Genomic DNA, 13,710 nt, shown 5'->3' on the forward strand with positions numbered 1-13,710 from the left:
CCTATTTCTAAATAGGCGGGTGCAAATATACTGCTAATTAATTAAATGGCAAATATTTTATGCCTCTACAGGCTTTGAATTGTGATTTTTTTTAGGATTCCAGCTTTCTTTAAATAATTGCATAAAAGATAACGTAAGCACAAAAGTAGTGGCAAACCCCATAATTGCTGCAACAAACACAACTATCCCTACTCCCACATGATAATGCGAACTCCAATTCGCCAGCATTTCTGGTAAGAAATTAGTATTGATATTAGTTACATATATTGCAAAGAAGATAATAAAAACGACTGTAGCATTAAACCCTGTAAAAAGTCCTGCCATAAATCCTTTCTGATATTCAAAATCACTTCCCTTTTCCAGCTTGTAGTTTTTCATGGCTTTGTACAAACCAAGAGCAACTATAATACCATTACCTAAACTAAAAACAGGTTTTGTTTGCACACCAACCAGAGAAAGGAGTAAAAAATATGCAATAAGTCCAACAGCAATAAGGAGTCCATATGTAACAGGAATAGTTGATTTCTTCATGGTTTCGCTCTTTAGGATTGTCTCTTAAAAGTAAGAAATTTAAGAGTTTTTTAACCTTAAAAGCTTGTTAATTTATTGTTTAGCAACAAGATATAAAGCTATCTATTCCTATTAGCCAAATATACTCCAAGAATAATAACTCCAGAAGCAAGCACTTGATACAATGTAAATTTCTCATTATCTAATATCCCCCATAGCATAGCTACAATAGGAATAGTATAGGTTACCGAAGTCGCAAATACAGGTGTACTGATCTGCACCAGTTTATTAAACAATACTTTAGCAATACCTGTACCCACTATCGCAAGTATAGATATATATATCAAGCTCATATGCACTTTTGGACTAGTAACTACTTCGGCTTTAAAAAAACCCGAAAAACATAACACGACCAAAGCAGGGATCACTAATACAACAAAATTTCCGTTAGCAATTGCCATAGGCGGTATATGCTGCATATACCTTTTTATGATATTTACATTTATTGCATAACACACAGAAGCACAAAGCACTAATAATGCATACCAATAGTTTTGATTGGGGTTTACCGAAGCTCCTTCTAATATCAGAGCAACACAACCTATTAGCCCCACAATCACACCAAAGAATTGATTTTTACTAAATCGAATAGAGAAAATCAACATCCCCAGAATCAAAGTAACTAGCGGTGTAGTAGAATTAAGGATTGATGCTATACCACTATCAATTTCTGTCTCGGCAAAGGCAAATAAAAAAGCAGGGATAAATGTTCCTGCAAAGGCAGATATGATCACCCATTTCCAGTCTGATGCTGCTATTTTTCTCATGCTCCTAAATCCGATCAAGAACAAAAATGTTGCTGCAAACAATGTTCTTAAAGCACCTAATTGCAGTGGTGTAAGTCCGATCAATGATTTTTTGATAAGAATAAATGAACTACCCCATACCAGAGAAAGCACTGCCAGATATATCCATTTTAGTTTTATGTTTTGCATTTTTGCGAAGTAAGTTGCAAAAGTGATAAAATTATAAGTACACAGAATACCTTTTGGAAGAAAATTAACTATTAAAAAGTGTATTTGAAGTTTTTTACTCTTTCCAACGAAGCGTTTCCATAAAATACCTCATATCATTACGCAAATAATTCGCAGCAGGAAGTATCGAATCATAATTAGGTTTCACTTTAAAATACATAGAACCTACTATAAAATGCCGAATACTATCTGTGACATAAAACTGAGATGGAGAAGCTGCATCACCAGAAACCTCATAAAACATACCATATACTTTATTTTCTTCATTTGCATATGGTGTTTGTACGATCCCATCTGCTTTGATTACATGTTCCTGGGTAAGGTTTTGAGCATCTCTAAGTAACGAATCCAGATTATTGTTAATTTCATAATAAGAAATATACATCGTGGCTCTTAGTTTTTTATACTCCAGATTGTACCAGCAATTTTTATTTCTTCTCGCTCTACGAAGTTCCGAAAATTCGTTTTTTTCAAAAGAATAAGGACAAGGTAATACCAGCTCTTTATACTTGGGAGCAGGGTAACTTAAACGCAGCATCCCTTCTGGCTTAGGCAGTACTTCGCCCCCGCAAGAAAATAGCATACACACGCTGGTCACTATAAAAAATCTAACTATTTTCGTTTTCATTAATGGTTAATTTCACTTGTTTTATTCGCTTGTTATCCAACGATTCTATTTTAAAAGCATACTGATCTACTACAATAATTTCTCCACGTTTTGGGAAACTTCCAGAGATCTCCAGTAACAATCCTGCGATAGTTTCTGCATCCCCTTTCTTTTCTTCAAAAACCTCATTATCTTCCAGTTTCAGTACTTTATAAAAATCTTTTAAAGCTGTTCTTCCTTCAAAAACATAGTTTTGATCATCTAATTTTGAAAATATCAAATCTTCATCGTCAAACTCATCACTAATATCTCCTACAATTTCTTCTATAATATCCTCGAGAGAAATCAAACCACTGGTTCCTCCATACTCATCTACAACTATAGCCAGGTGATTTTTTTTATTCTTAAAATCATTAAGTAAATCATCTAGTTTCTTATTCTCTGGCACAAAATAAGGAGCTCTTAACAGAGATATCCAATCAAAAGATGATGTATTAATATATGGCAATAAGTCTTTGACATACAGAATCCCAATTACATTATCGATACTATCTTCATATACCGGAATCCTGGAGTATTCTTTTTCGATAATCTCAGGAAGAATTTCCTGATATTCAGCTTCACTATTTAATGCAAAAATATCCATCCGAGGGTGCATTACCTGCTTAGCATCTGTGTTTCCAAAAGACACAATACCCTCTAATATTTTCTTCTCTTCGTCTGTAGTATCCTTGTCTGAGGTTAATTCTAATGCCTGTGACAATTGATCTACACTTAAATTAGATTTCTGTTTTCCTAGTCGGTTATGAATCCCAACAGTGATGCTACGCATTGGCATGCTAACCGGCGAAATGGCCCAATCCATAATTGCCAAAGGTCTTGCCATAAATTTGGCGAACTTCACCTTATTTCTACTGGCATATAGTTTGGGTAAAATTTCACCAAACAATAAAATCAAGAATGCTGCGACTCCCACCTCTACTACAAATCTCACATTAATCCAACCTAACCAAACATAATCAAGATTACTAAAATATATCTTACCCAAAGTATCAAAGAGCAACACTATCGCTATATTGATAAAATTATTTGCCACTAATATGGTAGCCAATAACTTCTTAGGATTATCTAGTAGTTTGGACACAATCCTAAGATTCTTAGACGCATTCTCTTCATCCTTAAGATCTGTGGGGGTTAAAGAAAACAGAGCTACTTCGCTACCCGATATTAATGCAGAAAAAATGAGCAGCACTACCAGTACAACCACATTAATAGTTTGCATAAAATCAAAAACAAATAGTGAAATAAATAACGGTTCAGGATCAGGGTCCAAATTATCTTTGTTTAGTTAGACATATCAGAACGGAAGATCATCATCTTCTGTTGCTGGTGAATTAGATGAAACTTCCTGCGAATTGCTTGTAGCAGGTGTATTCGTTTGAGGCGTATTCTGAGGTTTATGCTCAGAAGGTTGGTTCTCATTCTTAGGTGTAAGAAAAGTAAAATCTGTACATTGTATTTCTGTACTATACCTGTCTTTTCCTTGCTCATCTTGCCACTTTCTGGTTTTAAGGCGGCCTTCAATATATACTTTATCTCCCTTATTAAGGTATTTCTCACAAATTTCTGCAGCTTTATTTCTAACCACGATATTGTGCCACTCTGTAGTGTTTACACGCTCTCCTGTGCTTTTATTAACATACGAATCATTAGTAGCAAGAGGAAATCTGCCTATGCAACTACCTCCTTCAAAATAATGCATCTTTACCTCATCACCCGTATGCCCTATAAGCATTACTTTATTTAGTGTTCCAGACATTTTAGTTTATGGTTTGTTGTTTTGGTTCATCATTGCAAAGAAATGACAAACTGTATTAAATAACGCTATCCTAATACTTCTTATTTTTCAAAGTAACTTCAAATAACTTTGTTTATAGTAAATGTAATAAAAAAATTAATATATAAATGATCTCCCGATGGTCTTAACTTAGGTTTTAGATCTTTTTAACCTGTTATACTTTGGGGCTCTAAATTCATCAGTTTTGCTGAAAAAAGGCATCTATAAAATTACCCAACAGAATAGGAACGGGATAAGTATGTATTTCTTCATAATCCACAATTTTTTGATCCTGGTTTATTTTTGAAGGCATATCTGATTTAACGATATAAAATCGGGTATATAAATGCTGGTGAGATAATTTATGCACAATAGCCTCTTGTTGATGTGGTATGATCTCATACTCTTTATCTTTTATCATTTCTCTAAAAACAGCATGAGATGCAATAGCATCTGCATCTACAGTATCACTTTCTATTAAAGGAAACTCATATAACCCTTTCCATATACCACTACCTACTCTTTGTTGGATGATCGTTTTCTTATCTTCTGTAAAAAACACCAAATAGTTAAAGTAGCGTTTTTTGATTTTTAGTTTTTTGATTTTGACTGGCAATATATCTACTTTTCCATTTTTCAAAGCTTCACAACTATCTTGTAGTGGACATACAATACAATACGGGCTTTTGGGCTTACACTGTAATGCTCCAAACTCCATAATTGCCTGATTATATTCTGCCGGTTCTTCATGATCCATTAAGGTTATCGCAAGCTCTTTAAATTCTTTTACTCCTTTTGTACTATTAATAGGAGTATCGATTCCAAAATACCGTGACAATACCCGATATACATTTCCGTCTACTACAGGAACCGCTTCGGCATAACATATAGAAGCTATAGCACTCGCTGTATAATCACCAACTCCTTTTAATTGTAAGAGACCTTTATATGTATCGGGAAAAACACCTTTTAAATCGTTTGCTACATATTTTGCAGTGGCATGCAGATTTCTGGCCCTGGAATAATACCCTAATCCCTGCCATAACTTTAACACTTCTTCTTCACTTGCATTTGCAAGATCAAATACCGTTGGAAAAGTTTCTATAAACGATATATAATAAGGTAATCCTTGCGCCACTCTGGTCTGCTGAAGTATAATTTCACTGAGCCAAATATGATATGGATTTTTAGTTTCTCGCCATGGCATCGACCTTTTATTTTGTAAGTACCACGTAATGAGTTTTTTAGAAAATATCATAGTAAAATTATAAGTTTTGCAAAATTAAACGTTTAAAGATGAAAATATCATCTTAAGTATTGATATTTTGGATTTTAAATTCTTATATTTGCCCCCTTGAAAATTTAAAAACCCCTAAATAGGTAATATAATGACTAAAGCAGATATTGTAGCAAAAATTTCAGAAAAATTAGGAATAGAAAAAGGTGATGTTCAGGCAACGGTTGAAACCTTTATGGAAGAGGTAAAAAGTTCACTAGAGAGTGGAGATAATGTATACCTTAGAGGATTTGGTAGTTTTATAATCAAAACCAGAGCAGAGAAAACAGGCCGTAATATTTCTAAAAATACTACGATCAAAATTCCTGCACACAATATACCTGCGTTTAAACCTGCAAAAGTATTTGTAGAAGGTGTAAAAACTAACGTAGAAGTAAAATAAATAATTTATAAATATAAAACAGTACACACTATGCCAAGTGGTAAAAAACGTAAAAGACACAAGGTAGCTACGCACAAGCGTAAAAAAAGAAGAAGAGCCAACCGCCATAAGAAAAAGTAGTTTCTAACTACTTTTTTCATTTAAAAAGTTAAGTTCTTTGAAATCGAAATAAGACATACTACCCCACTACCGGTATCTTTGTTTTATTTCAACGGAATTGTAAAAATTCCTGTGAAAAAATTGTTTAATCCATCTCGATAATTATCGGGATAAAAATCTAATCAGAGTGAACAAAGAATTGATCATTAGGTCAGGTTCCTCTACGGATTTTGCCTTATTAAAGGATGGAAAACTAATTGAATTACATAAGGAAGAAGACGACAGTGATTTTTCGGTGGGTGATATTTTTATTGCCAAAATCCGTAAATCTGTCCCAGGTCTAAATGCCGCATTTGTTAATGTAGGCTATGAAAAAGATGCGTTTTTGCATTACCACGACCTTGGCCCTCAAGTATCTTCTTTACTTAAATTCATAAAACGTGTAAGCACAGGTAAATTAAAAAATTATTCTCTTAAGGATTTTCCTTTCGAGAACGATATTGATAAACACGGTACTATTACCAATGTGTTAAAATCAAATCAATCACTATTAGTACAGATAGTAAAGGAACCGATATCTACCAAAGGCCCTCGAATTAGCTCAGAGCTTTCGATTGCTGGTAGATATATTGTTTTAGTTCCTTTTTCGAATCGAATTTCTATTTCTCAAAAAATAGAATCCTCAGAAGAAAAAGAACGTTTAAAAAGGCTTGTAAAAAGTATTAAGCCAAAAGGTTTCGGAATTATTGTACGTACAGTAGCAGAAGGCAAAAAAGTAGCAGAACTAGACAAAGATTTAGAAAATCTAATGGGACGATGGCAAAGCATGTGTAAAAAATTGCACAAAGCTCATCACCCTTCAAAAGTACTAGGTGAAATGAATAGAGCATCTTCTATATTAAGAGATGTATTTAATGACACTTTTACTTCTATTGTTGTAGATGATGAAGATCTCTGCAACCAAATCAAAGAGTATCTGCAAGAAATTGCTCCAAAAAAAGAATCAATTGTAAAACTTCATAATCCCAAAATACCAATTTTCGAAAAATATGGTATTGAACGGCAAATCAAAACAAGTTTTGGCAAGACGGTGTCTATGAGTAAGGGTGCTTATTTGGTTATAGAGCATACAGAAGCGATGCATGTAATCGATGTAAATAGCGGTAACCGATCTAATAAAGCCAAAAACCAAGAAGATACTGCACTAGAGGTAAACCTGATTAGTGCAGCTGAAGTAGCCCGCCAATTGCGTCTTAGAGATATGGGAGGTATTATTGTAGTCGATTTTATCGATATGAATAATGCAGATAACCGTAGAACCCTCTTCAATCAATTACGAGAAGAGATGAAAGACGATAGGGCGAAGCATAAAATTTTACCGCCAAGTAAATTTGGCCTGATTCAAATCACGCGACAGCGTGTTCGACCAGAAATGAATATCAAAACCCGTGAGGATGATCCCAACGGAATAAATGGCGAAGTTGAGGCGCCTATAGTATTGGTAGAAAAAATAAAAGTCGAATTAGAAAAATTAATTAAAAAAGAACATAAAAAGATAACGCTAAGTGCGCATCCTTTTATTGCAGCTTTTTTAACCAAAGGATTTCCATCCACCCGATCAAAATGGTATTTTAACCATAAACGATGGGTAAAGATTGTACCTAGAGACGCTTACACGTATTTAGAATATCATTTTCACGATAAAAATGGTGAATTGATAAAATAAAATTAAACCCGGCCTGATAACAGTGCCGGGTTTTTTTGTTTTTGATGGTTATGTAGTTATCATAGCAAGCTGCAATTGCTCATTCCTACCCTTCTACTATATTTTTCATCCATAAAATTATATGTAACAAAAACATTTTTCATAAAAAAATTCCCAGTCCCGAAAAATGAAACTGGGATATCGTATTCTTGACCTATGAAATCAATCTCATATACCATCTGTATCATGAAAAACACTATACTCTTCGTCTTATTAACCCTCACAGGGTGGCATCATCTTAGTGCCCAGGTAGTACTATCAGACAAGAACTATGTACATGCTACAGTTCCGCAAACAGCCTTGACGATTGCAGAAATAGAGAATGTAAACTGCTCTAATATCAATGATATCGATAGGGCTATAGAGAGTGTTACTTATTTTGATGGATTAGGTAGGCCTATCCAAGAAAGAGCAATTAAAGCCTCTCCAGGTGGTAACGATATTGTAACTCATATCACTTATGATACCTATGGAAGACAAAACAAGCAATACCTGCCTTTTGAGGCAACTAATACCATAGGAAGTTATAAAGAGATCAATATCAATACCGATATCAATCAATATTACGCAGCTACCTATGCTAATGATTTCCCAGGGATTACAAATGCTAACCTGGGAGAGGTGAATGCCTATTCAGAAAGTGTGTTTGAAGCTTCTCCTCTTAATCGGGTACTAGAACAGGGAGCCCCGGGTACGGCCTGGAAAGCAGATCGAGGTAGTGATACAAATCATACTATTAAATTTGATTGGGATACCAATATAGCGAATGAAGTAGTCTATTTTAAAGTAACCTTTGCCAATCCAGACGATACCGAAGCTCCTACCTTAACAAAAGATGGTTTTTATGCTGCGAATCAGTTATACATCACCATTACCAAAGATGAGAATTGGATCCCGGCAGATGGTAACAATCATACTACTAGAGAATATAAAGACAAACAAGGTAGAGTGGTGTTAAAAAGAACCTATGCTTCGACAAGCTCAGCAACCCCAGAAGCGCATGATACGCATTATGTATATGACCGATTTGGGAATTTAACATACGTAATCCCACCAAAGGTGAATACTGGTGCTACAAGTATCTCTGCTACTGAGCTTGCAGAACTCTGTTATCAATACAAGTACGATTACAGAAATCGCCTTATTGAAAAGAAAATCCCTGGTAAAGACAAAGAGTATATTGTCTATAACAAGCTAGATCAGCCGATCTTAACTCAGGATGCGAATCTAAAAGCAAGCAATGCCTGGCTCTTTACCAAATATGATGCCTTTGGTCGGGTTACCTATACTGGTAAATTCACCGATAACCGAGAAAGAAAAGTCATACAACAAGCTGTGAATACAGAGTCTACACTATGGGAAACACGGAATGTTGCAGCCCAGATCGATGGTACTACTATCTATTATAGCAATACAGCATTCCCAAAAACAAACCTGGAGTTACATACCATCAACTATTATGATGATTATGGGTTTGACATTGCAGGATTAACCAATCCTGGTACGGTATATGGTGAGACTATATCAGATCAAACCAAGACACTACCTACAGGAAGTAAGGTACGAGTACTAGATACCTATGATTGGATCACTACGGTTACCTATTATGATAAAAAATCAAGACCCATCTATGTAGCTAATAAAAACGAATATCTTAACACTACCGATATCGTAGCAACCCAATTAGATTTTGTAGGTAAGGTAGAACAAACCAAAAGTACCCATACCAAAGACAACAATACACCGATTATAACCATAGACACCTTTACCTATGATCATATGGGGAGAATGCTCACCCAACGGCAATGTATAGAAGATGCTTCTGGGGTAAATTGTACAGGTAATACTGGGGTTACACCAGCAGTAACCTTATCACAACCGATTACCCAAACCACAACTACTGTAGCAGGTAATACCATTACCTTATCTAATGGATTTCATTTTGCAGCTACGACTAGTACTTCTTTCTTTGCTAAGATCCAGAACGAGGAATTCCCAGGAGAATTGATTGTATCTAATACCTATGATAAGTTAGGGCAATTAATTTCTAAAGAAGTTGGAGGAGGATTACAAGATGTACATTATACCTACAATGTAAGGGGATGGTTAAAAAACATCAACCAGGATAGTTATGATGATAATGATCTGTTTGATTTTACGATCAATTACAATACACCACAACATGGAGCTACTGCATTATTTAATGGTAATATCTCTGAAACAGCATGGAAAACTCAAAGTGTAAACCCTAATCCTCCGAACAATCCGGTAAGTAGTTTCTATGTGTATAGTTATGATGCACTTAATAGGGTTGTAAGTGCAACAGATAATACGGGTCATTATTCGATAAGCAATATCACCTATGACAAAACAGGTAATATCATGTCCTTAAACCGAAAAGGAAATCTTAATTCAGCTGCTACTTCTTTTGGAGATATGGATATCCTGGCATATACCTATGATAACGGTAACAAACTCTTAAGAGTAACTGATACCGGGAATACAACTTTTGGTTTTAAAGATGGTAGCAATACCAATGATGATTTTGCGTATGATGCCAATGGTAATATGACCCAGGATCAAAATAAAGGGGTTACAGGGATCACTTACAATCATTTAAACTTACCCAAAACAGTTACGATTCATAATGCAGATTATATAGGAAATATTACCTATATTTATGATGCTACTGGAGTGAAACTAAAAAAGATTGCAACAGAGGGAAGTTCATTAACAACAGAATATGCCGGTAATTATGTGTATAAAAATGGTACGCTAGAGTTCTTTAATCATGCAGAAGGTTATGTTAAACATGAAGCCGATGGATATAAGTATGTATATCAATACAAAGATCATTTAGATAACATACGATTATCTTATAAAGATGCTAATAAAGATGGTACAATCACTGCTTCTGAGATTATAGAGGAGAAGAATTATTATCCTTTTGGACTGCAACATGAAGGATACAATTTTGCTGTAAATGGAAGCAAACATAATTATGGTTTTGGAGGGAAAGAAGAACAGAATGAGCTTGGTTTAAATTTATATGATTATCATGCTCGAATGTATGAACCATCAATTGGAAGAATGATGAATATTGATCCTCATGCAGACAGTTATTATGGAATTAATCCTTATAACTATACTCTTAATAATCCTGTTTTGTTAATCGATCCTGATGGGAAAGACACTGTGATTTCAATAGAAGGTAATACCATAACTGTATCTACACAAATTTATATTCATGGTAGCGGAGCTACTCAAGAAGAAGCTAATAAAATTCAAAAGAGCATTCAATCACTTTTTGGAAAACATAATGAGTTTAAATACACAGATGAAGATGGTAACGAGTTTGACGTAAACTTTGAAACATCAGTAGATGTATATGATGAAGAAAACACAGAATTAGCAGAAGGTGACAACCTTATTGAAGTTAAAAATGAAGAAGGAAGATCAGAAGTAAGTGAATTAACAGGAGATACAGGTACTTGGTATTCTAAAGAAAAAACAGCCGGAGAAAATTATGGGATATATCCGCATGAATTTGGACATTTAGTCGGATTAAAAGATAGATATTCAATTTTATACTCCTTAGTTGGAATAAATAAACCTGACAAAAATTGGGAAGACAATTTTATGGCAGATGGGGCTACTATGAATGTCCAACAACGTAATATTGACGGAATTGTAAAAGGTGCAATAAAAAGTTATAACAGGTATAAAGAACAATATAGTGATCAAAAGAGTTCGGAAAAACCATACAAGTACATAAAAAATACATCTTTTAATAGAATTAGAGGAAATTGATAAAATTTAGATTATGAAAAGAATAATTATTTTTTTAGTAATAAATATAATAGGATTTTTTTTTCAACTCTATGTGTTGATGCCGCATTGTTACCCCTGTAGACCTGGAGAACCATGTTCTATATGCATGGGTAAAGAGCAAGGAATATTCCTCATTGCTTTACTCCTATTTGATATTTTTTATATATTAAAATATTTTATCAAACCCAGAATAAAGAAAAATGTATAATCTGTTAAAAGAAATATTTTCCTGCTAGCATAGATTAAAACAATAAGCAAGTATTTAATACATCCTAACTCACAATAACTTCTCGATACACTACGCCCAAAAGCGTGGCACTCGAAGGGACATTACATTTTAATTAAAGTTATCGTGTCATTCCAGCGTAGGCTGGAATCCATAATCACGTACTACACAATATAGATTCCGGATCAAGTCCGGAATGACAAGATCACTCCAAAATCTCACTCCTCCAGCTTTTTTATGAAATACGAGGGATATATCCCCGTTTTTTTGTAGAACGTTTTAGAAAACGCTTCTGCGGTATTAAAACCGACCTCTTGCGCAATAGCTTTAATCGTATATTTCCTGAATTTTGAATTCGACTGTAGTTTCTCTACTACAAAATCGATACGCAGGTCATTGATGTATTGGCTTAATGTCTTTTGCTTATAGGTATTAACCACCAATGACAAATAGCTGGAGTTAGACCCAAAGCTTTTGGCCAAGTCTTTAGAATTAATATTAGAAGCAAGGTATTTCTGGTTTTTCTCAAACTCTTCTAAATGCGCCAGCAGTTGCTCTAAGGTATCGGGGCTTATGGTAGTGATCCCGGTTTTATCTTTAGGTGAGGGTACTGGTATAGTTTCTTGTGGTGTATTGGTGTTGAGTAGTTGCAAAAATCGTTTTTTATAACGGCGTTGGTTATAGTAATAATACCCCACTCCTCCAAGGCTTAGTATCAACAAAGAAGATACAACCAGAATTTGAGTAGCACTGCTACTCTTTTCTGCTTCTAAGGAGGCAATAATTTCTTCTTTATCCCGAAGCAGATTCGGGATATCATAATCTTTGGTGATTTTTTTATTTAAGCTTTTATATCTTTTATCTAAAAGACTATCTACTTTAATTAGTTGATTGATATAATATAATTGCTCATTTTTATTATTTATTGATTTATAATAATCAATCAACATAGTATAGCTCTCTCTCATTTCTTTACAAGCAAAATTTGAACGTTTGTATGATTGATTGATTTTGAGTAAAAAATCCAAATATTTTTCTTTATTATCAAATTCTTTATACAGTTTAGCCAAATGTAAATACGCAATGACTAATATTTCTTCATCTCTTGGTTTAAGCTCTTCAAAAAAAACCAATGCTTTATTGATACTATCTAATGAAGCCTGATACTGTTGTTTATAGAATAAGTTGACCCCTTCATTCAAAACAAAATAGTCATAAATGTCTATGCTATCTTTAAGGGATTCTTTTATACCTATTTTATTATAAAAAGTGGCAGAATCTTTATACTCTAATTTTCTATACGAATCGGCTAAATATAATATAGTTGCCAAATGCCCTATACCGCTTATATTATTTTTATCTTCATAATCTATGACCTCTTTAAACATTACTGCAGCCTCTTCAAGTTCTCCAGCTCTCTTTTTTAAACTAGCAATATTATGTTTAGTCAAATAATAAAAATTCATATTATTTGCTTTTTTAGAATATTTTAGAGCTGCAATATAACAATCAAGAGATTTATCGAAATCTCCCATTTCTCTATACTTTCCTCCTTTAACAGAATAAGAAATTGCAGGAAATCTTTTATGATTTAAGTATTTACTTACAGCAATAGAGCTATCCAAATATGCTAATGTTGTGGGGAAATCCTCACCACGATAATAAGATACCAATTGATATCCTTTTGCCAATCCTAAAGAATCCTTTAATTCTTTTGCTTTAGCAAGTAATGTATTTGAATACATTTTGTATTTGAGCGTATCGGGATAATACTTATAACTTAAATTTTCTAGTTCATCAATAGTTTTATCCTGCAACGAATCCGGGATTTGAAATTTTTGACCATACCCAAAAAATGAGAACAAGAAGACAAACAGGGTAAGATAGGTGGCTCGCATAATCGATATTGGTTCGCTTACCAAAAGTATTGAAATAATAGATAATACCATTTATTATTTGGATTTACCGTAATAAAATGGTCTTTTTTCACCTCAGTTTCAGAATAAAAATAAACCGTAGCCCTGCTATGCTTGATTTTTCTTCTTCACTGAAGCAAAAAAATACTAATTTTCTTTTCTAGCAAATTCAAACAATAAATGGTATAATCTCTAAAAAAATAATC

At 33.9% G+C, this 13,710-nt stretch carries 10 protein-coding genes; 3 read left to right on the forward strand and 7 right to left on the reverse strand.

Features of this window, described 5'->3' with window-relative positions; translation table 11 throughout:
• Positions 1-57: 57 nt before the first annotated feature.
• From Z053_RS0107740 to mutY, 6 genes are all read right to left on the reverse strand, one after another.
• Entirely contained in the window at positions 58-531 is a 474-nt protein-coding gene (locus Z053_RS0107740) for a DUF4199 domain-containing protein (RefSeq protein WP_025664473.1), read from the reverse strand.
• Between the two features lie 98 nt (positions 532-629).
• On the reverse strand, positions 630-1,505 hold the full coding sequence (locus Z053_RS28085) for a DMT family transporter (protein ID WP_035095442.1): 876 nt from the start codon (positions 1,503-1,505) through the stop codon (positions 630-632).
• Between the two features lie 94 nt (positions 1,506-1,599).
• Entirely contained in the window at positions 1,600-2,172 is a 573-nt protein-coding gene (gldD, locus tag Z053_RS0107750) for a gliding motility lipoprotein GldD (protein WP_025664474.1), read from the reverse strand.
• Positions 2,153-3,484 (reverse strand): gliding motility-associated protein GldE, encoded by a 1,332-nt coding sequence (locus tag Z053_RS0107755; protein ID WP_025664475.1) that lies wholly within the window; start codon positions 3,482-3,484, stop codon positions 2,153-2,155. Before Z053_RS0107755 ends, gldD begins: the two co-directional genes overlap by 20 nt.
• A 24-nt stretch (positions 3,485-3,508) precedes the next feature.
• The gene (locus Z053_RS0107760) at positions 3,509-3,970 is read right to left on the reverse strand and encodes a single-stranded DNA-binding protein (protein ID WP_025664476.1); all 462 of its coding nucleotides are present in this window, start codon (positions 3,968-3,970) and stop codon (positions 3,509-3,511) included.
• Between the two features lie 217 nt (positions 3,971-4,187).
• Complete coding sequence (mutY, locus tag Z053_RS0107765) at positions 4,188-5,246, reverse strand: A/G-specific adenine glycosylase (RefSeq protein WP_025664477.1); 1,059 nt, start codon at positions 5,244-5,246, stop codon at positions 4,188-4,190.
• Positions 5,247-5,376: 130 nt separating this feature from the next.
• Here mutY and Z053_RS0107770 point away from each other — a divergent pair, with 130 nt between their 5' ends.
• The 3 genes from Z053_RS0107770 to Z053_RS0107785 all read left to right on the forward strand — a co-directional run bounded on the left by Z053_RS0107770 (position 5,377) and on the right by Z053_RS0107785 (position 11,341).
• The gene (locus tag Z053_RS0107770) at positions 5,377-5,667 is read left to right on the forward strand and encodes an HU family DNA-binding protein (protein ID WP_024768281.1); all 291 of its coding nucleotides are present in this window, start codon (positions 5,377-5,379) and stop codon (positions 5,665-5,667) included.
• Between the two features lie 286 nt (positions 5,668-5,953).
• On the forward strand, positions 5,954-7,492 hold the full coding sequence (locus Z053_RS0107775) for an Rne/Rng family ribonuclease (protein ID WP_025664478.1): 1,539 nt from the start codon (positions 5,954-5,956) through the stop codon (positions 7,490-7,492).
• Positions 7,493-7,717: 225 nt separating this feature from the next.
• Positions 7,718-11,341, forward strand: a complete 3,624-nt coding sequence (locus Z053_RS0107785; protein WP_025664479.1) for a DUF6443 domain-containing protein — start codon at positions 7,718-7,720, stop codon at positions 11,339-11,341.
• Between the two features lie 465 nt (positions 11,342-11,806).
• On the opposite strand, the gene Z053_RS0107790 is transcribed toward Z053_RS0107785, so the two are convergent.
• Entirely contained in the window at positions 11,807-13,537 is a 1,731-nt protein-coding gene (locus Z053_RS0107790; RefSeq protein ID WP_025664480.1) for an AraC family transcriptional regulator, read from the reverse strand.
• Between the last annotated feature and the right edge of the window lie 173 nt (positions 13,538-13,710).

This window comes from Aquimarina megaterium XH134, from assembly GCF_000520975.1.
In the GTDB taxonomy this organism is placed as follows: Bacteria; Bacteroidota; Bacteroidia; order Flavobacteriales; family Flavobacteriaceae; genus Aquimarina; species Aquimarina megaterium.